Origin of the sequence: Rhizorhabdus wittichii (assembly GCF_017607425.1) — a bacterium.
Taxonomy (GTDB): Bacteria; Pseudomonadota; Alphaproteobacteria; order Sphingomonadales; family Sphingomonadaceae; genus Rhizorhabdus; species Rhizorhabdus wittichii.
In genome coordinates this window covers 24412-47845 of the sequence record NZ_CP059320.1, presented here as the reverse complement: position 1 = coordinate 47845, position 23434 = coordinate 24412, and the positions used below count along the sequence as shown (strand labels likewise).

Here is a 23434-nt window from a genome sequence, read left to right as displayed (position 1 = left end):
ATTTCCGCATTCACTATTCTCCGAAACGGATCGGGAGCGGCGGCGCCAGGGGTCAACGCCGCCGCTCCACGTCCGACCAGTAGCCAGGAGGTCGATTAGCTACGGTCGGCGTTCATGACCTTGGTCCAGGCCCGCACGAAGTCATCGACGAACTTCTGCTTGGCGTCATCCGAGGCATAGACTTCGGACACCGCGCGCAGCTCCGAATTGGAGCCGAACACGAGATCGACGGGGGTGGCCGTCCACTTCGGGGCGCCGGAAGCGCGATCCTTGCCCTCGTAGATTCCCGGTGCGCTGACCGACTTCGCCCAGACCGTATCCATCGACAGCAGATTGACGAAGAAGTCGTTGGACAGGGTGCCGGGGCGAGCTGTGAAAACGCCGTGGCGCGCGTTCCCGGCATTAGCACCGAGCGAGCGCATACCGCCGACAAGCACCGTCATTTCGGCGACCGTCAGGCCAAGGCTGTCGGCCTTGTCGACCAGCGCAGCAGCCGGACCGAAATCGGCTCTGGCCGAATAGTAGTTGCGGAAACCATCGGCCTTCGGCTCGAGGAAGGCGAAGGATGCAACGTCGGTCTGTGCCTGCACCGCATCGACCCGGCCCGGTGTGAACGGCACGGATGCACGCTGACCGGCCCGCTCCGCCGCCTGCTCGACTGCGGCATTGCCGCCCAGCACGATCAGATCGGCCATCGAGACGCGCTTGCCGTCGGTGCGGCCCTTGTTGAAGTCAGCCTGGATGCGGCTGTAGGCCGCCAGCACTTTCTTCAGCTCCGTCGGATCGTTGACCGCCCAATTGCGCTGAGGATCGAGGCCGACGCGCGCACCATTGGCGCCGCCGCGGCCATCGGTGTCGCGATAGGTGGATGCCGAGGCCCAGGCCGCGCGCACCAGCTCGCCGGTGGAGAGGCCGGTTGCGGCGATTTTCGCCTTGAGCTGCGCGACGTCGCTATTGTCGATCATCGCATAGTCCGCCTTGGGCAAGGGATCTTGCCAAAGGAAGGTCTGGTTCGGGACGTCCTTGCCGAGATAGCGGGTCTGCGGCCCGACGTCGCGGTGGGTCAGCTTGAACCAGGCGCGGGCGAAGGCGTCGGCGAATTCTTCCGGATGCTCCCGCCAGCGCATCGTGATCTTGCGGAAGCCGGGGTCTTCCCGCATCGCGATGTCGGTGGTGAACATCATCGGCGCGTGCGTCTTGCCGGCGACGTGTGCGTCGGGAACGAGCGCATCCGATGCCCGATCGGTCGGCCGCCATTGCCAGGCACCCGCTGGACTCTTGTGCTTTTCCCACTCGAAACCGTAGAGGTTGTCGAGATATTGCGTCGTGAAGGCGATCGGGTTCGCCGACCAGGCGCCTTCGAGGCCGCTGGTGATCGTGTCTTCCGCGTTACCCTTGCCGCACTTGTTCGCCCAGCCAAGGCCCTGGCGTTCCAGCCCTGCGACGCCCGGATCACCCTCAAGGCATTCCTCGACCTTGTGCGCGCCGTGCGACTTACCGAAGGTGTGGCCGCCTGCGATCAGTGCGGCGGTTTCCTCGTCATTCATCGCCATGGCGCCGAAGGCGCGGCGAATGTCGACCGCGGCCGCCAGCGGATCGGGATTGCCGTTTGGACCTTCAGGGTTGACGTAGATGAGGCCCATCTGCGTCGCGGCGAGCGGACCGCGCAGATTGCCCTTTTCGTCGCGCCGTTCGTCCATCATCATCTTGGTTTCCGGTCCCCAGAACACAAGATCCGGTTGCCATGCGTCGACGCGGCCGCCAGCGAAGCCGATCGTCTTGAAGCCCATATCCTCCATGGCGACGTTGCCGGTCAGCACCATCAGATCGCCCCAGGAGAGCTTACGGCCGTATTTCTGCTTGATCGGCCAGATCAGGCGGCGCGCTTTGTCGAGGCTCACATTATCGGGCCAGCTATTCAGCGGCTCGAAACGCTGCTCGCCGCCACCGGCGCCGCCGCGGCCGTCCCCGGTGCGATAGGTGCCCGCGCCGTGCCAGGCCATGCGGATGAAGAAGGGACCGTAGTGCCCATAGTCGGCAGGCCACCACGGCTGCGAGGTGGTCAGAACCTTGCGGATGTCGGCCTTGACGGCATCGAGATCGAGCGAGGCGAATTCCTTCGCATAGTCATAGTCCGCGCCATAGGGATTGGACTGCGCCTCATGCTGGCGAAGCGCCGTCAGATCGAGGTTCTTGGGATACCATTCCGTCGCCGTCGGCGCTGCGCTTTGAGATGAAGCCTCGCCCGAACTGGCGAAGGCCGCTGGCGAGATCGCCATGGCGGCTATCGCCAATATAGATACTGTAGTCCTACGCATTATGTCCTCCTGTTGTGGTTGAAGAAGTGGGAGGCCCGTGGACGGTCGGACCTCCCGAGCCGCACGGCAGCAAACGCCGCCATACGAAACCGGAATTGGGGAAGGGGATGGCGCGACCGCTTATGGGGCCGGGGCTTTCAGGTAAGCGATCAGCGCCGCGCGATCGGCGGGTTTCGGCAGACCCATGAAGGTCAGGCACATGCCCGGGTTGACCGTGTGCGGGGATTCGAGAAAGGCATCGAGCCGCGCCTCGTCCCATATGAAGTCCTGGGCGCGCAGCGTCTCGGAATAGGCGAAGTCAGGCAGAGAAGCCGCTTGGCGGCCCACAATGCCTTCGAGGTGCGGGCCGGTCATCGGCCGCGCGCTCGCACTGGTGGAGTGGCAAGCGAGGCAGCGGATGAAGTGCCTCTTGCCGATTTGCGCGGGCGGCGGATCAGGCGCCGATGCGACGGCGGCCGACATAGTTCCGGCAGCGATCGCGGTGGCTATAGCCAGCAGATGCCCTCTCATGCGCAACCCCCTTGCCCGCCGCCTTGGCGCGCTGATTTCCTACCGTTCTGTCGGGAGTCGATATGACATTATATGAAAGTGACGAAATTGATTAATCTCGCAACTGTAATCGAATAAGCCAATTTCTCCCGTTTTACGCGGATTTTACCCGCTATCTACATGGGTAGATTCTTATCGTTTCGCTTAATCGGAGAATTGATCGAAGGCTTCGACCGCCTGCGCGGCATACATGAGGCTGGGACCGGCGCCCATGTAGAGCGCCATCCCCATCGTCTCCATTACCTCGTCGCGGGTCGCGCCTTTCTTGACCGCCGCCTTGGCATGGAAGGCCACGCAGCCGTCGCAGCGGATCGCCACGGAGATGGCAAGCGCGATCAGCTCCTTGGTCTTCACATCGAGCGCGCCGGCCTTGGTCGCCGCCTCCGCCATTGCGGAAAAGGCCGTCATCACTTCGGGGGCGCCGAGCCGCACTTCCTTGATGGCGCCGTTCAATTCGGCGGCCATCGCGGGCCAATCCTTGTGCATAATCTCTCCCGTGAAAATTCAGCGCCCGATGAGGGCAAGCAGGCGGTAGGCCGCAACGATACGGTCGCCCTGCGCTCTGGCCTCGCTCACGGCGGCCGCGGTCGCTTCGCGTTCGGCGTCGAGCAGATCGAGCTGGGGTTTCATGCCGACGCGGACCTCATGGCGAACGCTGTCTCGCGCCTGCGCCGCGGCAAGGGCTTGGCTGCCAGCGGCGGTTTCGACCAGCACGGCGGATCGCACCCCCTGAAAGGCGCTGATCGTCTGTTCGTCGACGGCGGCGCGCGCGGCGCGCACGCGGGCATCAGCCGCTCTTACTGCGCTGTCGGATTCGGTGATCTTCGCCGAAACGCGCCCGCCCGCGAATATCTGCCAGCGTGCCCGCACGCCGACCGTAGCGCCGTCGGCGCGATAATCGGGGAAGAACTGATCGCGGATCGTCGAGCCTTCCGCGAAAGCCCCGACCGTGGGCAGGCGTTCGGCCCGCGCGCCTCTAGCGCCAGCGCGCGCAGCCTCCAATGCCGCTTCGGCCTGGGCGAGAGCAGGATTGTTCGTCCGCGCAAGGTCGAGCGCTTCATCGAGCGATCCGGGCATGGCGGGGTTTGCGGGGAGGGGCTGCAAATCCTGCGGCGCAAGGCCGGTCAGATTGGTGAACCGCGCATCGGCCGAGACGGCAACGCCGCGCGCCGCTTCAAGGGCGGCCTGGGCTTCCGCGAGGCGGGCGGCCGCCTGCGCGACATCGGTGCTGGGGCTTTCCCCGGCCTTGAAGCGAAGACGGGCCTGGCGCTGGATCTCCTCCATCTGGCCGACCATCTGTTCGTAGAGCGCCACCATGCGGTGCGTGGTCAGCACGTCGCCATAGGCCTGGACCGTCGCAACGACGATCTGGCTGCGCGTCACGCTCTCGCCAGCGTGCGCAGCCTCGCTCCCGGCTCTCGCCTGCGCGATCCCGGCGCTGACCCTGCCGCCCATGTAGAGCGGCTGTTCGATGGTGAGCTGTGCGGCGCGGGGGGTGACGTTCGCCGCAGGAAGTCCGAAATAGCCTTGCGGATCGAGGCGGCCGTAGCCGATCGTCCCGCTCAGCGTCGCGCTGGGGAGGCCCTGGCCGCGTGCTTCCTTGATCCGGGCATCGGCGGCGTCGGCATCGGCGCGTGCGGCTTCGATCTCGGGCGCATGGGTCATGGCCGCGGCAATCGCCTCTTCCAGCGTCGTCGCCTGGGCCGGCATGGCGACGCTCGCGAGCAGGCAGGCCAGGAGGGGGAGGGGCAGCTCGCGCTTGAGGGTCATTTGAAGGCGGTCCCCGGGCGGACGCCGAGCGCCTTGAACACCATCGCGGCGGGGCAGAAGCCGGTGAAGCTGGCCTGGATCATGTTGAAGCCGGCGAAAGCCGTCAGCGCGATCCACCACGGATGCACGGTCAGCGATAGGACAACGCCCAGCAGCACGACACATCCGGCGAAGGTCATCACGGCACGATCGAGAGTCATCACTTGCACTCCTTCACTCGAGGACAATCAGAAACGCAGCTTGCGAATGCCCATCGCGTGCATCGCGAGTTTTTCGTAGAAAGGCTCGCTCTCGCCCTTGCGGACTTTGCGCAGGAAATATTTCTCGAAGCCGATCTTGGCCAAATGGACCCATTTGCCGCTCGACGCCCAATTGACATTGCGCGGCGGAATCTGGGGCTGGGCGACGAAGGCCACGCCGCCATCGCCGAAGTCGGCGAGGCAGACCGCATTCCATGTCGCTTCAGCCATTGGCTCCTTTCCTTCGAGGATCGCGGCGAGGTTCGCCGCGATCGCCGTCACCATGGACTCGATCATGAAGCCGGTCTTGGGCACGCCCACCGGCACCGGCGTCGGCCCCGTCGGGGGAATCGCGACGCAGACACCGAGCGCGAAGACTTCGGGGAAGGCGGGATTGCGCTGGTGCTTGTCGACGATGATGAAGCCGCGCGGGTTGGTGAGGCCTTCGATGTTGCTCACCGCAGGCACGCCCCGGAAAGCGGGCAGCAGCATCGAATAGCCGAACGGCAGATCATGGGCCTTCTTCACGGACCCGTCCTCGTTCACTTCCTCGACGTGCATGACACCGGCGTCGATCTTGTTGACGCGGGCATTGGTGATCCATTTGATGTGGCGGTCGCGCAGCTCGCTTTCGAGCAGTCCCTTGGTGTCGCCGACGCCATCGAGGCCGAGATGTCCGATATAGGGTTCGGCCGTGACGAAGGTCATCGGCACCTTGTCACGGATCTTGCGCTTGCGCAGCTCGGTATCGAGAATCAGCGCGAATTCGTAGGCCGGACCATAGCAGGACGCGCCCTGGACCGCGCCGACGACGATCGGGCCGGGATTTTCCACGAAGACGTCGAAGGCATCGGCCGCAGCGGCGGCATGGGCGGTCTGGCAGACTGAGACGGTATGGCCTCCATGCGGACCCAGCCCTTCGATCTCGTCGAAGGCCAGGTCGGGGCCGGTTGCGATTACAAGATAATCGTAAGTGATTGATGTGCCGTCATTGAGTTCGAGTCGCTTTTCGTGCGCATGGAGTCGTTTCGCGCCGACCGAGGTGAAGCCGATCTTCTTTTTCGCGAACACCGGGGGAAGGTGGACCTGAATGGCTTCCGGCTCGCGCCAGCGCACGGCGACCCACGGATTGGAGGGGATGAAGCTGTAGGTATCCGTGTCGGATACCGTCATCACGTCCGCACGGCCTTTGACCGCGGCCTTGATCTCATAGGAAGCGATCGTGCCTCCCAGACCTGCGCCCAATACCACAATCAACGGCTTGCCCATCTGCGATCCTTCCTCATTCAATGACATTGACTAATATAATCATTACACGTTATATGCAATCCACAAACTGAAAGAGGCAACCATGTTCGGATTCAAGAAACGTGATGCTCACCGCGAGATCGGCCCCGCCGAGCTGGACGCCATGCTGAAGGACGGCAAAGCGCTGCTGATCGACGTGCGCGAGGCCGGCGAGTTTGCGACCGGCCACATCGCGGGGGCAGTAAACATGCCGCTGTCGGGCTTTTCACCTCGTAACATCCCTGATCCCGAAGGCCGGACGGTCGTGCTGCAATGCGCGGGCGGGCGGCGTTCCGGGCAGGCGCTCGACCAGTGCGCGCAGGCCCAGAGCGCGATCGACACGCATCTCGCCGGCGGCATCGGCGCATGGAAAGACGCCGGTTTGCCGGTGCTCGGCGGCTAAGGGCGAAAGAGGGGAATGAGCGGCATGATGAGCGGCAGGGGCAAGTGGCTCTGGTTGGCAAGCGCCGCGTTGGCGTTATCGGCGTGCGGCAGTCAGCCGGAGCAGGACGAGGCGTCGGCGACATTGCCCGCAGGCGACATGGTGCGACTCGTGCCCAAGGAGATCGCGGACATGAAGGCGGTCGGCGCCGAGATCGCGACCCGCGACCAGGCCGAAGTTCTCGCCCGCATCCCCGGCATTCTCACATCGCTTTCCGTGCGCGCCGGTGACACGGTTGCGAAAGGCCAGCGCATCGGCATGATCGTCGACTCGCGGCTTGGTTATGAGGCGAGCGCCTATGGCGCGCAGGCCGCCGCCGCCCAGGCTGAAGCCGCGCGGGCCAATGCGGATCTCGCGCGCATCCGCGATCTCTATAACAACGGCGTCTATGCCAAGGCGCGTCTGGATCAGGCCGTGGCCGCCGCGCGCGCGGCCGACGCGCAGGTTGCCGCTGCCCGCGCGCAGCAGGGCGCGAGCGCCAGCGTCGCGGGGCAGGGGGCGGTGATTGCGCCGGCCAGCGGCCGTGTGCTGCGCGCCGATATTCCCGCAGGCGCGCCGGTCGCGCCGGGCATGTCGATCGCGACCGTCACCGCAGGCCCCCCGGTCCTGCGTCTGATGCTGCCGGAATCGGTCGCGGGACAGGTCCGTCCCGGCGCGCGTGTGATCGTCGATGATCCAGCCTTCAACGATGGCGGACAGAATGAAGCAGGGGTGCCTTCCGGGTCGCACCAGGGCAGCGTGACGCAGGTCTATCCTGCGATCACCGGGGGCCAGGTTCGCGTCGACGCGACGCTGCCTGGCCTCTCTACCCAATTCGTCGGCCGCCGCGTGAGCGCATCGGTCGAGATCGGCACGCGCAAGGCGCTGGTGGTTCCGCGCACGTTCGTCACGACAAGCTATGGGATAGATCAGGTGCAGGTCGTCAGCGAGGGCAAACGGCTCAGCACGGTGCCGGTCCAGATCGCGCCCACCGCCGATCCTGCCATGGTCGAGATATTGAGCGGCGTGTCTGCCGGCGACACGCTGTTTGCTCCGGGCAAGCCTGCCAAGGCGAGCGGCAAATGAATCTCGGCATCTCCGGTCGCCTCACCAGGGCCACCATTGCCTCGCCCTTGACGCCGCTGTTCCTTCTCGCGGCGATCGCCGTTGGTCTGCTGGCTCTTCTTTCCATCCCCCGGGAAGAGGAGCCGCAGATCAGCGTGCCGATGGTGGACATTCAGGTGATGGCCCCCGGCCTCTCCGCCGCCGACGCGACCGAGCTGGTCGGCATCCCGCTCGAGACGATCGTCAAGAGCGTCGATGGCGTTGAGCATGTCTATACCCAGGCGCAGGACGATGGCGTGCTGGTGACGGCGCGCTTCCTCGTCGGATCGAACCCCGAGGATGCGGCGATCCGCATTGAGGAGAAGCTGCGCGCCAATTGGGACAGGAAGCCCGTCGGCATCCCCGATCCCAAGGTGACGGTGCGCGGCATCAACGATGTTCCCACGGTCGTCCTGACCCTCACCCCCAGGCCCGGAGCCGCAGGCCAGTGGAACGACGCCAGCCTCTATGAGCTGGCCTCGAAGCTGCGCACCGAGATCGCCAAGGTCGATAATGTCGGTATCAGCTTCCTTGTCGGCGGCCGCCCCGAGGAAATCCGCATCGCGCCCGATCCCGCCAAGCTGCGTCAATATGGCGTGCCGCTGGGCAGCGTGATCGAGGCGGCGTCCCAGGCCAACCGTAGCTTCCCGCTGGGCAACATCCGCGAGGACGGGAAAGCCGTAGGCGTGACCGCGGGCCGCACGCTGTCGTCGGCGCAGGAAGTGGGGCTGCTCACCGTCCGGTCCGGCACCGGCGCGCCGGTCTATCTGCGCGACGTGGCGAGCGTCACCCAGGGGCCGCGCGAGGATCAGGCCCGCGCGTGGCGCTGGGCGAAGTCGGACAATGGGACCGGGAACGGCAAGTGGAACTCGGCGCCTGCCGTCAGCATCGCTTTCGCCAAGCGGGCGGGGGCCAATGCCGTTGTCGTCTCCGACGCGATCCTCCAGCGCGTCGAGAGCCTGAAAGGCAAGCTCATTCCCGATGACGTCACGGTCGCGGTCACGCGCAACTATGGCGAGACGGCGAACGAGAAGGCCAACGAGCTGCTGTTCCACCTGGCGCTGGCGACCGTCTCCATCGTGGTGCTGATCGGCTTTGCGATCGGATGGCGCGAGGCCGGCGTGACCGCCGTGGTCATTCCGACGACGATCCTGCTCACCATGTTCGCGTCGAACCTCATGGGCTACACGATCAACCGCGTCAGCCTGTTCGCGCTCATCTTCTCCATCGGCATCCTCGTGGACGATGCGATCGTCATGATCGAGAATATCGCCCGCCATTGGGCGATGGACGATGATCGCAGCCGCACCCAGGCGGCGATCGAGGCGGTGGCCGAAGTCGGCAACCCGACCGTGGTTGCGACGCTCACCGTTGTCGCGGCGCTGCTCCCGATGCTGTTCGTCTCCGGCCTGATGGGGCCTTATATGGCGCCGATCCCGGTGAATGCGTCGGCGGCGATGATCTTTTCCTTCTTCGTCGCCGTGGTGATCGCGCCGTGGCTCATGATCCGTTTTGCCCGCAAGACGCTGGCCAATGGCCATGGCCATGACGAGAGCGGCGGCAAGCTGGGGCAGCTCTATGCCCGCGTCGCGCATCGCGTGATCGACACGCGCAAGTCCGCGCGCAATTTCCTGATCGGGGTCGGCGTGGCGACGCTGGTCGCCTGCTCGATGTTCTATTTCAAGGCCGTGACGGTGAAGCTGCTCCCCTTCGACAACAAGTCGGAGGTTCAGGTGGTAGTCGACATGCCTGAAGGCACCGCGCTCGAAAGCACGGGCCGCGTGCTCGAAGACATCGCCGGCATCGTGCGCGGGCTTCCGGAAGCGACGTCGATGGAGGCCTATGTCGGCACGTCGGCGCCGTTCAACTTCAACGGTCTTGTCCGCCACTATTTCCTGCGCTCGCAGCCCGAACAGGGCGACGTGATGGTGACGCTGCTGCCCAAGGGCGAGCGCAGCCGGTCGAGCCATCAGATCGCGCTTGACCTTCGCCAGCGGTTGAAGGCGCTGAAGTTGCCTCAAACCGCGTCGATCAAGGTGGTCGAGACGCCTCCGGGGCCGCCCGTCCTCGCGACCTTGCTAGCCGAGGTCTATGGCCCCGATGCTGCCACGCGCGAAAAGACGGCGACCGAGCTTGAGAAGATCTTCAAGTCGGTCCCCTTCATCGTCGACGTCGATAACAGTTTCGGAACGCCGCGGCCCAGGCTGCGCCTCGACATCCAGCGCGACCGGATCGACTATTATGGCCTTTCGCAGCGCCAGATCGCCGATAGCATCGGAATGCTCATGGGGAGCCAGACCGTCGGCTACGCACCGCGCGGCGATGGCCGCTCGCCTCTGCCGATCACCATCGCGCTCGATCAGAAGGACCGGAGCTGGACGCAGGCCTTGTCGAGCACGCCCGTCGCACAGACGCCGGGCGGCCAGCTCATCGACCTGGGCGCGGTGGTCGATGCCCGCACCGAGGCGGGAAGCCCTGCCATCTTCCGCCGCGACGGGCGCTATGCCGACATGGTGACGGCCGAGCTTGCGGGCGCCTATGAAGCGCCGATCTACGGCATGTTAGCCGTCGATCGTGCGGTGGACGACTATGATTGGGCGGCAAAGGGGCTAGTGAAGCCGCAAATCCGGCTCAACGGCCAGCCCGAGGACGAGAGCGTGCCGTCGATGCTGTGGGACGGCGAATGGGAGATCACCTGGGTCACGTTCCGCGACATGGGCGGCGCCTTCATGGTCGCCTTGCTGGGGATCTACATCCTCGTCGTTGCGCAGTTCAGGAGCTTCCGCCTGCCGCTGGTCATCCTGACCCCGGTGCCGCTGACCCTCGTCGGCATCGTCCTGGGCCACATGCTGTTCCGCGCGCCGTTCACCGCGACGTCGATGATCGGCTTCATCGCGCTCGCCGGCATCATCGTGCGCAACTCTATCCTGCTGGTCGACTTCATCCGCCATTCGGCCTCGCCCGACAAATCCCTGCGCGATGTCCTGCTCGAAGCCGGCACGATCCGGTTCAAGCCGATCGTCCTCACAGCCGCCGCGGCGATGATCGGCGCGGCCGTCATCCTGACCGACCCGATCTTTCAGGGACTCGCGATTTCGCTGCTGTTCGGCCTTGCGTCCTCGACGCTGCTGACCGTGCTGGTTATTCCGGCCATTTACGTCGTGCTCCGAGATGATGGGAAACCCGCAACCAGATGATGCCTCTTGAAACGCCCTTCGCGCTCCTCGCTCAGCACGCCGCCCATGCGGCGAGCGTGCTGAAGCTGCTCGCCAACGAGCAGCGCTTGTTGATCCTGTGCCGGTTGACGCAGGGGGAGTTTTCCGTCGGGCAGATGGTGGAGCTGTGCGAGCAATCGCAGTCGAGCGTATCGCAGCACCTTGGAAAGCTGCGCGAAGGCGGCTTGGTCAAAACCCGCCGCGATGGCACCACCATTCATTACAGCCTGGCCGACGACGACGTTCGCAAGCTGATCGACATGCTGTGCGACCGCTTCGGCCCGGCTGCCGGGCAGTCCTGAGATACACCGATGCGGCGCGTCGCCCTTCCGTTGCTCTCTGCCCTGACACTATCGGCCTGCGCGTCGAGCGAGCTGGCGGACGATCGGGCAACGATGGCCGCAGAAGCGCAGGCCCGGTCCGAGATCCTGGCTGATCGTTTCCAGAAGGAATTGCTGGGCGCGCTGACCACCGCGATGGCGGCCGAAGGGCCGCAGGGGGCGGTCGGTGTCTGTTCGAGCATTGCCCCAGCGCTTGCAGCGCAGCTCTCCGAGGAAAGCGGGGCGAGCGTCAGGCGCACGGCGCTGCGAACCCGCAATCCCGCCGCGCAAGCCGATGCGACGGAGCGGCGGGTCATGGCGAGTTGGGTGGCCGCACCCCTCGACGATAATGGCCGTCCCAAGCGCTGGACGGCACGCGAAGGCGGCGAATATCGCTATATGCGCGCGATACCCACCATGCCCATGTGCCTTGCCTGTCATGGCGAGAATATCGCCCCCGAAGTGACGGCGGCAATCCGCGCGCATTATCCCGAAGATCAGGCGACGGGGTTCGCGCCGGGCCAGCTTCGCGGAGCCTTCTCAATCCGCTGGGACGATGCGGCCTTGTCGCGCGCGATCAGGAACGGGGACGCGGCCCGGTGAGATACGGCGTCCTTGCTTGCCTGTCCGCCCTTGCGCTTGCCGGACTGCCGGTGGCGGCCGCGGCCGAGCCGACCGATCTTGTCATTCGCGTTATCAGCGAAGGCGGTAAATATGTCGGCACGTCGATGGGAGGGGCCGAGATCATCGTGCGCGACGTGCGCAGCGGCGAAGTGCTGGCGCGCGGCCGCACGGCGGGATCGACCGGCGACACGGCCCGGATCATGACAGGAGGTCCGCGCGGCACGCCGCTTGCCGATGAGGCGTCGGCCGCCTTCAGGGCGCGGATCGACATCGACGAACCGCGGTTGGTCGAGGTCGAGGCCTTTGGGCCGCTCGCGCAGCCGCAGGCAGCGGTGCGCGTCACCGCTCAGCGCTGGATCGTGCCGGGGCGTCCGGTGACGGGCGATGGCTGGGTTCTCGAGCTGCCCGGCCTTGTGGTCGATCTTGTCGAACCGGCTGCGCACCAGCGCGGCGCCGCAGGAGCCAGCGTGCGGCTCGCGGCCAACGTCGCCTTGATGTGTGGGTGCCCGATCGAGCCTGGCGGCATCTGGGATGCGGCGCGCTATGACGTGCGGGCCACAATCCGGCGCGACGGTCAGCCCGCCGACGAGGTCCGCCTGTCCTATGGCGGACGAACCGGCTATTTCGCCGGCACATTCCCTGCTGACAAGGCTGGCGCCTATGTCGTCACCGTGACGGCCATGGACTCCAAAACCGGCGCGACCGGCGTCGATGCGACCAGCATCCTGATACCCTGACCCCGGTGATCGTTCCTAGCGGCCGCGCTCCCGTTCGAGGCATCGCCTGAAAGCCGGAAGGTGACGCTCGCGCGAGGCGGCTTGCAGGTTTTCCATGACCTGTCGGGCCGCAGGATCGTCGATCATCGGTATCAGCCGATCGTAGAGCGCGATATTTTCGATCTCGCCCTCGACCGCGCTTTCGCACGCCTCTCTGAGCGTCGCCGGCGCCGATACCTTCCCGGTCCACGGATTGGGCGGCACGGTCAGCCCCAGGCGCACGAGTTGACGTTCGAGCGCCGAGGCGTGGCGCTGTTCGGCCTCGATGATATTGGAGAAGGGGCGGACCGGGCCGAACTTGTCGATCACGGCCGCGTAGCTCGCCTCTGCTTTCCGCTCGTCATCGAGCGCATCGAGCAGGATCTTCGTCAGCTCTACCGAAGCCATAGCCTTGTCCTTTCGCCGTTGGAGATTCGCAGCACCAGTCTATCATGCTTACAGAATTACCCTATCTTTGTATTGAGGCTTGGTGGATTCGGCGTATGATTGGCTGTTCGCAGGGAGTCGGCGGACGGCTCCCCTGCCGGATAGGGAGAGCAGCCATGCCAGATACCAGGAATGCTACCGGATCGACGATGAGCACCGGCGCGCCGGCGCCGAGCGACCGCAATTCGCTGACGATCGGGGCCGATGGCCCGATCCTCCTGCACGATGTCCATTTCCTCGAGCAAATGGCGCATTTCAACCGCGAGAAGGTTCCCGAGCGCCAGCCTCACGCCAAGGGGTCGGGCGCCTTCGGGGTGTTCGAGACGACCGAGGACGTTTCGGCCTACACGCACGCGGCCTTGTTCCAGAAGGGTGCTTCGACCGAAATGCTCGCGCGCTTTTCGACCGTGGCCGGCGAGGCGGGCAGTCCCGACACCTGGCGCGACGTGCGCGGCTTCAGCCTCAAATTCTACACCAGCGAGGGCAATTACGATCTCGTCGGCAACAACACGCCGGTCTTCTTCATCCGCGACACGATGAAGTTTCCGCATTTCATCCGGAGCCAGAAGCGGCTTCCCGATTGCGGCCTGCGCGACAACCATATGCAATGGGACTTCTGGACGCTGAACCCTGAATCGGCGCACCAAGTCACCTATCTCATGGGCGATCGCGGCCTGCCGCGCACCTGGCGCAACATGAACGGCTACGGCTCACATACCTATATGTGGATCAACGCCCAGGGCGAGAAATTCTGGGTCAAATATCACTTCATCAGCAATCAGGGCACGGCCGAGTTCACCAATGCCGAGGCGGCGACGATGGCGGGCGCCGATGCCGACTATCACCGCCGCGACTTGTTCGAGGCGATCGCACGCGGCGATCATCCGAGCTGGACGCTGTTCGTGCAGGCCATGCCCTATGCGGAGGCGAAGACCTACCGGATCAACCCGTTCGATCTCACCAAAACATGGTCGCACAAGGATTATCCGCTCATCAAGGTCGGCACGATGACCTTGAACCGGAATCCCGACAATTTCTTCGCGCAGATCGAGCAGGCGGCCTTCTCGCCGGGGAATACGGTCCCGGGCATCGGCCTTTCGCCCGACAAGATGCTGCTAGGCCGCGCGTTCGCCTACAATGACGCGCAGCGCAACCGGATCGGGACGAACTTCCACCAGCTCCCGGTCAATCAGCCCAAGGTGCCGGTGAACAGCTATATGTTCGACGGGCAGATGGCCTATCAGCACAGCGGCAACGCGCCGGTCTATGCGCCCAACAGCGGCGGGCGGAGCTGGGCCGACGAAACCGGGCCGGTCGCCGATGGCTGGGAAACCGATGGCGACATGGTGCGCCAGGCCTACACGCTTCGGCCCGACGATGACGATTTCACGCAGCCCGGCATTTTGGTGCGCGAAGTCTTCAATGACGCGCAGCGCGATCGGCTCGTGGAGACGGTCGCCGGCAGCTTGCTGGGGGGCGTTCGCTCGCCCGTGCTGGAACGCGCCATCGACTATTGGAAAAGCATCGACGCCGATGTGGGTCGCCGCATCGAGGAATGCGTGCGTGCTGGCGCCGCTCCTGCGCCGGCGCAGGGGATGGGCGAAGGCTCCGAGCAACACGCCGCTCCGGTATCCTGATCCGGCGAGCAGCCCTGGCCACTCGTATCGCGGCGGCCAGGGTTTTCGTTTCAATGCGATGCGGCCGCTTTCGTCAGCGTCTCGGGCAAGTGTTGATGCCGAGCACCGAATAGATCGGGCACATGCCCACAAGTCCGGTCAGCAGCGGAATGACGCCGATCCACCCCCACGCGGAGCGCGGACCGACGAATACCAGCGCGATCAGAGCAAGGCCGACGATCACCCTCAACAGTCGGTCTATGGTGCCTTCATTTCGGGACATTCCAATTCCTCCTTCTCATTGCGGGTGATCGGGTGCGGCCGCGATCGTGCGCGCGGTCATGCCCTGTCGCCCATTCCGCTTCAGTCTTCGAGCAGGGCGTGGAGCATCCAGGCGGTTTGCTCATGCTGCGCGATTCTCTGGGTAAGCAGATCCGCGGTCGGTTCGTCGCTCGCCTTTTCGACCAGCGGGAACAGAGCGCGTGCCGTGCGGGCCGCTGCTTCGTGGCCCTTGGCGAGAATATCCACCATGTCGAGCGCCTTGGGCGGAGATTCCGGCGCGTCAGGCAGCGAGCTGAGCTTGGCGAACTGCGCATAGGAACCCGGCGCGGGCTGGCCCAACGAGCGGATACGTTCGGCGATCGGGTCGATCGCGTTCCACAGCTCGGTATATTGCGTCATGAACATGGTGTGGAGGCTGTTGAACATCGTCCCCGTCACGTTCCAGTGGAAGTTGTGCGAGGTCAGATAAAGGGTGTAGGTGTCCGCCAGCAGGCGGCTCAGGCCTTCGGAGATCGCAATCCGATCGTCCTCGCCGATCCCGATATTCACTTGTCTGGTCATGGGGCTTCTCCTTGGTCAAAACTTAATCCAGCTTCCGCACGCCGGCGAGCAGCGCGGCGCGGGAGATCTCGCCGACATGCGTCAAGCGGATGACGCCCTTGCTGTCGACGAACAGCGTCGCGGGAAGACCCGCGGACCCGATCGCGGCGGCGGCGCTTTGATCGCTATCCAAGAGGATATGCGCCGAGGTCAGGCGTTGGCCGTCCAGCCAGGTCCGCACCTTCGCCGCGTCCTCGCCTTGGTTGGCGAGCAGGATCGGCACCGGCGAGCGCGCGGCCTCTTCGATCAGCATAGGCATCTCGCGCCGGCAGGGCGGGCACCAGCTCGCCCAGAGATTGATGACGAACGGCTTGCCCTTCCGATCGTCGAGCGCGCTTGCTTCGCCTTCTAGCGAGTGGAGGATCAGCCCTTGCGGCAAGGGCTTTTGTGCCGAGGCGAGAAACAGCGACGTGGCGATGAGCGCGACCGAGGCGCTGCCAACGAAGGCTATGCCCGTAGGTAACAGTGCAGGCGATCGGCGCAGCGACAGCACCAGCGAGATCGCGGCGGTCGCCAGCCCCGCGAGAGGCGAGAAACCGCCTTGCCAGAGGTAGAAGATGCTCAAAGGTTCAAGCGCGAAGGCGGACCAGTTCTGTGCCACGAAGCCCAGGCGCGCGGCGGCGAGGCCGAGGAAGAGAGCGCGCCATGCGGCTTTGTCGCTGTCCTTGCCATGGCGGCGAGCGATCCAGCTCGCCGCCGCCATGAAGGCGATAATTCCGAGGACCGCGAACAGCCGCTCCAACGCCAGCGCGAGAGGGCCGACGCTAATCATCAGATCGATTTTCAGGCGGCCGCGTCATCATCGGGGTCCGAATGAAATTCGTGCCACATGCCGTTGAGGATGCCGAACCCGACGGCGAGGCCGACACCCAATACCCAACTGAAATACCACATCGCAGACGTCCCTATCAGTAGAAGTCGGGGTTGGTGTCGACGTCGCGCAGCGTGATGCGGCCGAACAGCACCTTGTAGACCCAGGCCGTGTAGATGAGCACGATCGGCAGGAAGACGAGAGTCACCGCCAGCATGATGAACAGCGTCACATGGCTGGACGAGGCGTTCCACACGGTCAGGCTGGAGGCCGGGTCGATCGAGCTGGGCAGGATGAACGGGAACATCGAGAGGCCCACGGTGGCGATGATGCCGACCGCGCCGATCGACGAGCCGCCGAAGGCCAGCGCCTCGCGGCCCGTGCGGATGCCTATCCACGCGAGCAACGGCCCCGCGAAGCCGAGGACGGGCGCGATCAGCATCCAGGGATGGGCACTATAATTGTCGAGCCATGCCCCCGGCGCCGCGATCGTTCCCGAGAGCAGCGGATTGGAGGGACCGAGCGGATCGGCGCCGTGCGTCAGGCGGAAGCCGTAGCCCATGGTCGCGATCATGACGCCGCCCACCGCGAACAGCAGGATCGAGGCGGCGGCCGCGACCTGGCCGTAAGTGCGCGCGCGATCGTGGACCGCGCCGCGTTCGATCTTGATCGCGAGCCAGCTCGCGCCGTGCAGGACGATCATCGCGACAGACAGCAGGCCGGCGACCAGTGAGAAGGGATGGAACAGGCCGAGCAGGCTTCCCTCGTAGAAGGAGCGCAGGTCGCTATCGAGGCGGAACGGGATGCCGGTCAGGACGTTGCCGACCGCGACCCCGAATACCAGCGCTGGCACGAAGCCGCCGACGAACAGCGCCCAATCCCAGCGCGAGCGCCATGCGGGGTCAGGTCTCTTCGAGCGATACTTGAACCCCACGGGCCGCAGGATCAGCGCGGCGAGGACGAGGAACATCGCGAGGTAGAAGCCGGAGAAGCTGACCGCATAGACGAACGGCCAGGCCGCGAAGATCGCGCCGCCGCCGAGGATGAACCAGACCTGGTTCCCCTCCCACGTCGCCCCGATCGAGTTGATGACCATCCGGCGTTCGGCATCGGTCTTGGCGACGAAAGGCAGGAGGGCGGCCGTGCCAAGATCGAAGCCGTCCGTCAGGGTGAAGCCGATCAGGAGGACGCCCATCAGGAGCCACCAGATCAGCCGGAGCGTTTCATAGTCGATGGGAGGTGCCATGACCTGTTCTCCTTATTCGGCAGGAATGGGCGCGTAGCCGTTCGGCGACGCTGGTGCCGGCGCGGGCGCGCGATGCTCGTCAGGCCCCTTGCGGATTGCCGCAAGCATCAGGCGCACTTCGATGACCGCAAGTGCGCCATAAAGCAGCGTGAAGCCGACGATCGTCGTCCAGAGTTGCGCGACGGTCAGGCTCGAGGCGGCGAGGAAGGTCGGCAGCACCCCGTCGATCGCCCAGGGCTGGCGGCCGATTTCGGCAAGAATCCAGCCGAATTCGATCGCGATCCACGGCAAAGGGATGATCCAGACCGCCGCCCGCATGAAGGTGCGGCAAAAGCCGTTGTCGCAGCCGAAGCGACGGACCGAGGCCATCCAGAAGGCCGCGCCGAAGAAGGCGATGAAGAAGAAGCCGAGGCCCGCCATCACGCGGAAGACCCAGAACATGACCGGCACGTTGGGCACGGTCGACCATGCCGCCTTCTCGATTTGCTCCGGCGTTGCCTGACGTGGGTCGGCGACGAACCGTTTGAGCAGCAGCGCATAGCCAAGATCGCCCTTGGCTTCCTCGAACTCAGCGCGTGCGGCCATATCGTTCTGATTGACCTTCAACCGCTCCACCGCGTCATAGGCTTTCACGCCATGCTCGATGCGATCCTGCGCCTTGGCAACCAGCTCGAAAATGCCCGAGACTTCGCCGGTCAGGCTGCGCGTGGAGATCAGGCCCAGCACATAGGGGATCTTCACTTCATAGCGGGTTTCGCGCCCTTCCAGGCTTGGAATGCCGAAGATCGCGATACCCGCAGGAGCCGGCTCGGTGTGCCACATGGCTTCGAGCGAGGCGAGTTTCATTTTCTGATTATCCGTAAGCGCGTATCCGCTCTCGTCGCCCAGCACGACGACCGACAGCGACGAGGCAAGGCCGAAGGCGGCCGCGACCGTGAAGCTGCGCTGCGCCACCGCGACCCATTTGCCCTTGAGCAGATACCAGGCCGAGACGCCGAGCACGAAGATCGAGGCGCAGACATAGCCCGCGCTCACCGTATGGACGAACTTGGCCTGCGCGACCGGATTGAACAGTACGCCCATGAAGTCGGAGACTTCCATCCGCATCGTCGCGGGATTGAACCGCGATCCCACCGGATGCTGCATCCAGCCATTGGCGACGAGAATCCAGAGCGCCGAGAGGTTTGAGCCGAGCGCGACCATGAAGGTCGCGAACAGGTGCCCGACCTTGGACAATTTGTCCCATCCGAAGAACATGAGGCCGACGAAGGTCGCTTCGAGGAAGAAGGCCATCAGCCCTTCGATGGCGAGCGGCGCGCCGAAGATGTCGCCGACATAGTGGGAATAGTACGACCAGTTGGTGCCGAACTGGAATTCCATGGTAATGCCGGTGGCGACGCCGAGCACGAAGTTGATGCCGAACAGCTTGCCCCAGAAGCGCGTGACGGTGCGCCAGATCTCGCGGCCCGTCATGACATAGATGCTCTCCATGATGACCAGCATGAAGGAGAGGCCGAGGGTCAACGGAACGAAGAGGAAGTGGTAGAGTGCCGTCAGCGCGAATTGCAGCCGGGAGAGTTCGATCACGGCCATGTCCATGGCAAGACTCCTTGCATTCCGGCCCGGCTTTGCATGGTCGCCATGAGTCGGTTGAAAAGATTATGTTTAGCCATTACTCGTAAGCGAGTATATGAGCAACCGAATTGATCGACAGGGCGGGGCGATTTTCTGGATCGCCGATAGCGGCGCGGCCATCCTCATGGCCGCCGCGCTTGCTACTGGCGTCGCGGCGGCCGCGCGGGGCGATCACGGTAATCTGCTGCTTGCCGTGGGCGGATTGATTGCCGCCGCCTTGCTTCGCGCCGGAATACAGATCGGTGCGACCGGCGTCGGCGAGGCCGCGGCGGTGGCCGCCAAGACAAGCTGGCGGAAACGCGTCTATCCCCGCATCCTCGTCGCGGCGCCGGGTGATCGCCGGATGCTGGGCGAAGCGGTTGCCGATGCCGTCGATCGTATCGAGGATCTGGGCGGCTTCCATGCTCGTTTCCAGCCTCTGCGCCGCGCGGCGGTCTTCTCTCCCCTCGTCATCGCGGTTGCCGCCGCCTTCGGGAGCTGGGTCGCCGGTGCGATCATGCTGGCGACCCTTGTGCCTTTTGCCTTGGGCATGGCGCTTGCCGGCACGGCAGCGGCGCGCGCGGCCGACCGCCAGCTCGACGCATTGAGCCGCCTGTCGGGTCTGTTCGTCGACCGGGTGCGCGCGCTCCCCGTGATCGTCGGCTTCGGCGCGCAGGACCGCATCGGCCGCCACCTCGCCGACGCCACGCGCGAAGTCGCGGCGCGCACGATCGACGTGCTGAAGGTCGCTTTCGTCTCGAGCGCCATCATCGAATTCTTCGCGGCGCTGTCGGTGGCGCTGGTGGCGCTCTATTGCGGCTTCAACCTGCTGGGCATCCTGCCTTTCCCCGCGCCCGAGAGGCTGACCTTGGGCGAGGCGCTGTTCGTCCTCATCCTCGCGCCCGAATTCTACCTTCCCATGCGCCGCCTTGCTGCCGCCTATCATGACAAGCAGGTCGGAGAGGCCGCAGTCGAACGCCTGGAAAAGATCGCTCCCCCGTCCCCGTCCCCGTCTGCCTCACGCCGCGCGATCGAGGCTCCGCCCGCGCTGCGCTTCGACGGGGTGGTCATCGACTATGGCGAGACGGCCATCGGCCCGTTCACGCTGGACGTCGCGGCGGGCACCATTTTCGCGCTGCGCGGCGCCACCGGCATCGGCAAGTCCAGCCTGCTCCACGCGCTGCTGGGACTGGCGCCGATCGGCAGGGGACGGATAATGGTCGACGGCCGAGAAGCGGCCGAGGTCGCTCTTCCCGGCCAAATAGGCTGGGCCGGTCAATCGGTCGCGTTCATCCCCGGAACCCTCGCCGACAATATCCGCCTTGCACGCCCGGAGGCCGACTATACCGAGGTTGAGGCGGCCGCACGTTCTGCTGGCCTTGGACCGATGATCGCGGCGCGAGGAGAGGGTCTGGGGCTACCGCTCGACCATCGCGGGTCGGGCCTGTCGGGCGGCGAGCGGCGCCGCGTCGGTATCGCGCGGGTGCTGCTGAAAGACGCACCGCTCTGGCTGCTCGACGAACCGACGGCGGATCTCGATACAGGGTCAGCGGCCGACATCGCCCGGATATTGGCTTCGGCTGCGAAGGGGCGCACGGTCCTCATGGTGACGCACAGCGCCGAGCTGGCCGCGATCGCGACCCATGAAATGGTGCTGGCATGAGCCGCGCGGATATGGACCGGCTGCTGGCCGAAGCCATCGGCCCCGAGCGTCGCGCTTTCCGTATCGCGGGCGCGCTCGCCGCTGCCGCGACGATCGCCGCGGTGTTGCTGCTGGGCCTGTCGGGCTGGTTCATCACTGGCGCCGCGCTCGCCGGCCTTGGCGGCGTGCTGGCGGCGCAGGGCTTCAACTATCTCGTGCCGAGCGCGATGATCCGGCTGCTCGCGATCGTCCGGACGACGGCGCGCTATGGCGAACGCCTCTATGGCCATCGCGCGGCCCTGATGGCGCTCGCCACGGTCCGGGCGCGCCTGTTCGAGCGCATCCTGTCGGTTCGCGACGTGCGGGCCGTATCGGCGGGCGATGCCGTGACCCGGCTCGTTCAGGACATCGGCGCGCTCGAAGACAGCCTGGTGCGCAAGCCCGCGCTCCCCGCCGCCCTTGCCGGCGCGGGTATCGGCCTTGTCCTTACATGGCTCGCCAGTCCCTGGGCCTCCCTCGCTTTGCTGGCGCTGATCGGCGTTCTGGTTCTATGGGCGCATCTGGCAACGCCCCGACTGCTGGCGCGCTCTGCCACCGACATCGCGGCGGCGCTGGCGTGGCTGAAGGCTGGAATGGTCGACTATGCGTCGGCATCGCCCGAAATCCTGGCCTATGACCTGGCCCCGGCGATCGAGCGGAGCCTGGCGAATGACACGGCCGAGCTGGACGGCGCGCGGCGCCGTTTCGCGCGCGGCGAAGCGATTATCGACGCGGGGCTGACCCTTGGCGGGGGCATCGCTATGGGCGCGGTCCTCGTTATCTCCAAGGCCGCTTTGCTCATGACCGTGCTTGCCGTGCTGGCGGGTGCTGGCGCGATCGAAGCCCTGTCCGGCTATGTGCGCGGCGTGTCGCGAGACGCGCTTGTGACGGCTGCCCTGGCGCGCCTGGAGGACATGGCAGGTGAGCGCAATGCGCCCGTGCGCGCAGGGAAGGAGATTTGCTCCACGCCGACGCGGCCGATCATCGCGTTCGATCGCGGAAATCTTTATCTTCGCCGCGAGCCGGGCGAACGTCTCGGGATCGAGGGACGATCGGGTAGCGGCAAGACCAGCCTGCTCGAAACCCTTGCGGGGATTCGGCCCGCCGAGAGACAATGCGGCCTCTATCTCGACGATCAGCCACTCGCGGACATACAGCCGGAGACGCTACGCGCGAGCTTTGCCCTTTCCCCGCAGGATGCCCAGCTCCTGTCGGGAACGGTCCGCGACAATCTGCGCGTCGCCCGCCCTGGCCTCAGCGACGAACAGCTTTGGGCGGCACTGGAAGTCGCCTGCCTCGCGGCCGACGTTCGCGCGATGCCGCATGGGCTTGACCAATGGGTCGGCGATGGCGGCGCGCGTCTGTCGGGCGGACAGCGCAAGCGCCTGTCGATCGCGCGCGCCGTTCTAGCAGGCAAGCCCTGGCTGCTCCTCGACGAGCCAAGCGAAGGCCTCGACATGGTGACGGAAGCGCGGCTTGCACGCCGCCTCGACACCTGGCTGCGCGAAACGGGAACCGGACTCGTGGTCGTCAGCCACAGGCGGGCGCTGCTGGCGCTCGCGCGCGAGCAGCACCGTATCAATCTCTAGCTTGCCCCGCGTTCCAGGCCAGCCACGAACGCCGTAACCGCACGGCTTGGCCTGCGTGCGCGATGAAGCAGCATCGTGAAATTGCGGGACGGGAGCGGCCATTGCAGCGGCGCGATCAACTTCATCCCGACCCGTGCCGCCGCCGCCAGCTCGGAAACGGCCGTGACAAGCTCTCCATCCTCGATCGCCTCGAGCGCAGCGCCGTTCGATGGAAGTTCCAGCAGGATTTGCAGCCGGTCAACGTCGACACCCGATCCGGCAAGACCGGCCGTCGCATGGTTCCGCGTGCCTGACCCCGGCTCTCGCATGACCCACCGGGCCGCTTCGAGATCGGCGCGGAGAAAGTGCCGCCCGACGAGGGGATGATCGGCCGCGGCATAGAGGCCGATCCGGTCGGTGCCGACGACCCTGGCCGAAAGCAGATCCTCCGACACCTCTGCCTCGACGAAAGCGATGTCCGCCTCGCCGGACAAAACCCGCGCGGCGCTCTGTGCGCTGTTACCGACCAGAAGGCGAAGCTGGACATTGGGCGCCTGGGCGGCGAAGCGCGCCATGCGGCGCGGCAACCAATAGGTTGCAACAGTCTGGCTGGCAGCGATACGAATTTCCCCGCGCGTCAATCCGTCCAGATCTTCGAGCACCCGGCAAGCGTCGTCGGCACGCGCCAGAACCGCGCGGGCTTCGGGCATGAACAGGCGTCCCGCTTCGGTGAGTTCGAGGCGTCGGCCGACGCGATCGAACAGGTGCGTCGCGTGCCGCTGTTCGAGCGCGGCGATCGCCGCACTGACCGCGGGCTGCGTTAGATGCAGGCGTTCGGACGCGCGGGTCATGCTGAGCGTGTCCGCGACCGCCACGAATATGCGCAACTGTTCAAGCGTCATAGGATAAGCATCGTTTATTCTATGCACTTAATCAATCAATTGGATTTCTGATAGGGAAAGGGGAA

23 protein-coding genes are annotated in these 23434 nt (G+C 65.4%); 9 read left to right on the top strand and 14 right to left on the bottom strand.

Translation table 11 applies throughout. The features are described 5' to 3' along the window. Nucleotides 1-95: 95 nt before the first annotated feature. From katG to HRJ34_RS27570, 6 genes are all read right to left on the bottom strand, one after another. Nucleotides 96-2318, bottom strand: coding sequence for a catalase/peroxidase HPI (katG, locus tag HRJ34_RS27595; RefSeq protein WP_208634553.1), 2223 nt, complete (start codon nucleotides 2316-2318; stop codon nucleotides 96-98). A 120-nt stretch (nucleotides 2319-2438) separates the two neighbouring features. Then, nucleotides 2439-2780 (bottom strand): c-type cytochrome, encoded by a 342-nt coding sequence (locus HRJ34_RS27590; protein ID WP_208634552.1) that lies wholly within the window; start codon nucleotides 2778-2780, stop codon nucleotides 2439-2441. A 231-nt stretch (nucleotides 2781-3011) separates the two neighbouring features. Then, nucleotides 3012-3353: a carboxymuconolactone decarboxylase family protein gene (locus HRJ34_RS27585; RefSeq protein ID WP_208634551.1), complete on the bottom strand. Its 342-nt coding sequence runs from the start codon at nucleotides 3351-3353 to the stop codon at nucleotides 3012-3014. A gap of 18 nt (nucleotides 3354-3371) precedes the next feature. Beyond that, nucleotides 3372-4637, bottom strand: coding sequence for a TolC family outer membrane protein (locus HRJ34_RS27580; RefSeq protein WP_208634550.1), 1266 nt, complete (start codon nucleotides 4635-4637; stop codon nucleotides 3372-3374). Further along, a complete protein-coding gene (locus HRJ34_RS27575; RefSeq protein WP_208634549.1) occupies nucleotides 4634-4837 on the bottom strand; it encodes a YgaP family membrane protein in 204 nt (67 codons plus the stop codon). The genes HRJ34_RS27580 and HRJ34_RS27575 overlap by 4 nt, the downstream gene beginning before the upstream one ends. A gap of 27 nt (nucleotides 4838-4864) precedes the next feature. Continuing rightward, nucleotides 4865-6145 carry an NAD(P)/FAD-dependent oxidoreductase gene (locus HRJ34_RS27570; protein WP_208634548.1) on the bottom strand — a complete coding sequence of 427 codons (1281 nt, stop codon included), beginning with the start codon at nucleotides 6143-6145 and terminating at the stop codon, nucleotides 4865-4867. 82 nt (nucleotides 6146-6227) lie between these two features. On the opposite strand from HRJ34_RS27570, the gene HRJ34_RS27565 reads away from it, so the two are divergent. Genes HRJ34_RS27565 through HRJ34_RS27540 form a run of 6 tightly spaced genes read left to right on the top strand, consistent with a single transcriptional unit; the run spans nucleotide 6228 to nucleotide 12584 of the window. Further along, the gene (locus HRJ34_RS27565) at nucleotides 6228-6566 is read left to right on the top strand and encodes a rhodanese-like domain-containing protein (protein WP_012049907.1); all 339 of its coding nucleotides are present in this window, start codon (nucleotides 6228-6230) and stop codon (nucleotides 6564-6566) included. A 24-nt stretch (nucleotides 6567-6590) separates the two neighbouring features. Continuing rightward, a complete protein-coding gene (locus HRJ34_RS27560) occupies nucleotides 6591-7670 on the top strand; it encodes an efflux RND transporter periplasmic adaptor subunit (RefSeq protein WP_208634598.1) in 1080 nt (359 codons plus the stop codon). Then, complete coding sequence (locus tag HRJ34_RS27555; RefSeq protein ID WP_208634547.1) at nucleotides 7667-10885, top strand: efflux RND transporter permease subunit; 3219 nt, start codon at nucleotides 7667-7669, stop codon at nucleotides 10883-10885. The genes HRJ34_RS27560 and HRJ34_RS27555 overlap by 4 nt, the downstream gene beginning before the upstream one ends. Further along, nucleotides 10882-11205: an ArsR/SmtB family transcription factor gene (locus HRJ34_RS27550; protein WP_208634546.1), complete on the top strand. Its 324-nt coding sequence runs from the start codon at nucleotides 10882-10884 to the stop codon at nucleotides 11203-11205. The genes HRJ34_RS27555 and HRJ34_RS27550 overlap by 4 nt, the downstream gene beginning before the upstream one ends. Nucleotides 11206-11214: 9 nt before the next feature. Continuing rightward, nucleotides 11215-11826, top strand: coding sequence for a Tll0287-like domain-containing protein (locus HRJ34_RS27545; protein WP_208634545.1), 612 nt, complete (start codon nucleotides 11215-11217; stop codon nucleotides 11824-11826). Nucleotides 11827-11876: 50 nt separating this feature from the next. Beyond that, a complete protein-coding gene (locus tag HRJ34_RS27540) occupies nucleotides 11877-12584 on the top strand; it encodes a hypothetical protein (protein ID WP_226949241.1) in 708 nt (235 codons plus the stop codon). A gap of 15 nt (nucleotides 12585-12599) precedes the next feature. Here HRJ34_RS27540 and HRJ34_RS27535 read toward each other — a convergent pair whose 3' ends face one another. Then, nucleotides 12600-13010: a ferritin-like domain-containing protein gene (locus HRJ34_RS27535; RefSeq protein WP_208634543.1), complete on the bottom strand. Its 411-nt coding sequence runs from the start codon at nucleotides 13008-13010 to the stop codon at nucleotides 12600-12602. Nucleotides 13011-13165: 155 nt separating this feature from the next. Between HRJ34_RS27535 and HRJ34_RS27530 the strand changes: the two genes are divergently transcribed. Next, nucleotides 13166-14686: a catalase gene (locus HRJ34_RS27530; RefSeq protein WP_208634542.1), complete on the top strand. Its 1521-nt coding sequence runs from the start codon at nucleotides 13166-13168 to the stop codon at nucleotides 14684-14686. Nucleotides 14687-14759: 73 nt separating this feature from the next. On the opposite strand, the gene HRJ34_RS27525 is transcribed toward HRJ34_RS27530, so the two are convergent. From HRJ34_RS27525 to HRJ34_RS27500, 6 genes are all read right to left on the bottom strand, one after another. Next, nucleotides 14760-14948 carry a YgaP family membrane protein gene (locus tag HRJ34_RS27525; protein ID WP_208634541.1) on the bottom strand — a complete coding sequence of 63 codons (189 nt, stop codon included), beginning with the start codon at nucleotides 14946-14948 and terminating at the stop codon, nucleotides 14760-14762. Between the two features lie 80 nt (nucleotides 14949-15028). Further along, a complete protein-coding gene (locus HRJ34_RS27520; protein ID WP_208634540.1) occupies nucleotides 15029-15508 on the bottom strand; it encodes a Dps family protein in 480 nt (159 codons plus the stop codon). A 22-nt stretch (nucleotides 15509-15530) separates the two neighbouring features. Beyond that, nucleotides 15531-16319 (bottom strand): TlpA disulfide reductase family protein, encoded by a 789-nt coding sequence (locus tag HRJ34_RS27515; RefSeq protein WP_208634539.1) that lies wholly within the window; start codon nucleotides 16317-16319, stop codon nucleotides 15531-15533. Nucleotides 16320-16330: 11 nt separating this feature from the next. Further along, nucleotides 16331-16441, bottom strand: a complete 111-nt coding sequence (cydX, locus tag HRJ34_RS27510; protein WP_012049918.1) for a cytochrome bd-I oxidase subunit CydX — start codon at nucleotides 16439-16441, stop codon at nucleotides 16331-16333. Nucleotides 16442-16455: 14 nt separating this feature from the next. Further along, entirely contained in the window at nucleotides 16456-17604 is a 1149-nt protein-coding gene (gene cydB / locus HRJ34_RS27505; protein ID WP_208634538.1) for a cytochrome d ubiquinol oxidase subunit II, read from the bottom strand. 12 nt (nucleotides 17605-17616) lie between these two features. Then, the gene (locus tag HRJ34_RS27500) at nucleotides 17617-19203 is read right to left on the bottom strand and encodes a cytochrome ubiquinol oxidase subunit I (protein WP_208634537.1); all 1587 of its coding nucleotides are present in this window, start codon (nucleotides 19201-19203) and stop codon (nucleotides 17617-17619) included. 91 nt (nucleotides 19204-19294) lie between these two features. Here HRJ34_RS27500 and cydD point away from each other — a divergent pair, with 91 nt between their 5' ends. Next, complete coding sequence (cydD, locus tag HRJ34_RS27495; protein WP_208634536.1) at nucleotides 19295-20881, top strand: thiol reductant ABC exporter subunit CydD; 1587 nt, start codon at nucleotides 19295-19297, stop codon at nucleotides 20879-20881. After that, a complete protein-coding gene (locus HRJ34_RS27490) occupies nucleotides 20878-22488 on the top strand; it encodes an amino acid ABC transporter ATP-binding/permease protein (RefSeq protein ID WP_208634535.1) in 1611 nt (536 codons plus the stop codon). The genes cydD and HRJ34_RS27490 overlap by 4 nt, the downstream gene beginning before the upstream one ends. Here the strand turns inward: HRJ34_RS27490 and HRJ34_RS27485 are convergent. Continuing rightward, on the bottom strand, nucleotides 22485-23369 hold the full coding sequence (locus tag HRJ34_RS27485) for a LysR substrate-binding domain-containing protein (RefSeq protein ID WP_208634534.1): 885 nt from the start codon (nucleotides 23367-23369) through the stop codon (nucleotides 22485-22487). The genes HRJ34_RS27490 and HRJ34_RS27485 overlap by 4 nt on opposite strands. Nucleotides 23370-23434 lie beyond the last annotated feature (65 nt).

Bases quoted from the DNA above. Each gene is read 5' to 3' on its own strand.
- HRJ34_RS27490 (WP_208634535.1), top strand. From the start codon at position 20,878: ATGAGCCGCGCGGATATGGACCGGCTGCTGGCCGAAGCCATCGGCCCC.
- HRJ34_RS27570 (WP_208634548.1), bottom strand. From the start codon at position 6,145: ATGGGCAAGCCGTTGATTGTGGTATTGGGCGCAGGTCTGGGAGGCACG.
- HRJ34_RS27575 (WP_208634549.1), bottom strand. From the start codon at position 4,837: ATGACTCTCGATCGTGCCGTGATGACCTTCGCCGGATGTGTCGTGCTG.
- HRJ34_RS27515 (WP_208634539.1), bottom strand. From the start codon at position 16,319: ATGATTAGCGTCGGCCCTCTCGCGCTGGCGTTGGAGCGGCTGTTCGCG.
- HRJ34_RS27535 (WP_208634543.1), bottom strand. From the start codon at position 13,010: ATGGCTTCGGTAGAGCTGACGAAGATCCTGCTCGATGCGCTCGATGAC.
- HRJ34_RS27545 (WP_208634545.1), top strand. From the start codon at position 11,215: ATGCGGCGCGTCGCCCTTCCGTTGCTCTCTGCCCTGACACTATCGGCC.
- cydB (WP_208634538.1), bottom strand. From the start codon at position 17,604: ATGGCACCTCCCATCGACTATGAAACGCTCCGGCTGATCTGGTGGCTC.
- HRJ34_RS27520 (WP_208634540.1), bottom strand. From the start codon at position 15,508: ATGACCAGACAAGTGAATATCGGGATCGGCGAGGACGATCGGATTGCG.
- HRJ34_RS27590 (WP_208634552.1), bottom strand. From the start codon at position 2,780: ATGTCGGCCGCCGTCGCATCGGCGCCTGATCCGCCGCCCGCGCAAATC.
- HRJ34_RS27560 (WP_208634598.1), top strand. From the start codon at position 6,591: ATGATGAGCGGCAGGGGCAAGTGGCTCTGGTTGGCAAGCGCCGCGTTG.
- cydD (WP_208634536.1), top strand. From the start codon at position 19,295: ATGAGCAACCGAATTGATCGACAGGGCGGGGCGATTTTCTGGATCGCC.
- HRJ34_RS27530 (WP_208634542.1), top strand. From the start codon at position 13,166: ATGCCAGATACCAGGAATGCTACCGGATCGACGATGAGCACCGGCGCG.
- HRJ34_RS27525 (WP_208634541.1), bottom strand. From the start codon at position 14,948: ATGTCCCGAAATGAAGGCACCATAGACCGACTGTTGAGGGTGATCGTC.
- HRJ34_RS27555 (WP_208634547.1), top strand. From the start codon at position 7,667: ATGAATCTCGGCATCTCCGGTCGCCTCACCAGGGCCACCATTGCCTCG.
- cydX (WP_012049918.1), bottom strand. From the start codon at position 16,441: ATGTGGTATTTCAGTTGGGTATTGGGTGTCGGCCTCGCCGTCGGGTTC.
- katG (WP_208634553.1), bottom strand. From the start codon at position 2,318: ATGCGTAGGACTACAGTATCTATATTGGCGATAGCCGCCATGGCGATC.
- HRJ34_RS27550 (WP_208634546.1), top strand. From the start codon at position 10,882: ATGATGCCTCTTGAAACGCCCTTCGCGCTCCTCGCTCAGCACGCCGCC.
- HRJ34_RS27580 (WP_208634550.1), bottom strand. From the start codon at position 4,637: ATGACCCTCAAGCGCGAGCTGCCCCTCCCCCTCCTGGCCTGCCTGCTC.
- HRJ34_RS27485 (WP_208634534.1), bottom strand. From the start codon at position 23,369: ATGACGCTTGAACAGTTGCGCATATTCGTGGCGGTCGCGGACACGCTC.
- HRJ34_RS27500 (WP_208634537.1), bottom strand. From the start codon at position 19,203: ATGGACATGGCCGTGATCGAACTCTCCCGGCTGCAATTCGCGCTGACG.
- HRJ34_RS27585 (WP_208634551.1), bottom strand. From the start codon at position 3,353: ATGCACAAGGATTGGCCCGCGATGGCCGCCGAATTGAACGGCGCCATC.
- HRJ34_RS27565 (WP_012049907.1), top strand. From the start codon at position 6,228: ATGTTCGGATTCAAGAAACGTGATGCTCACCGCGAGATCGGCCCCGCC.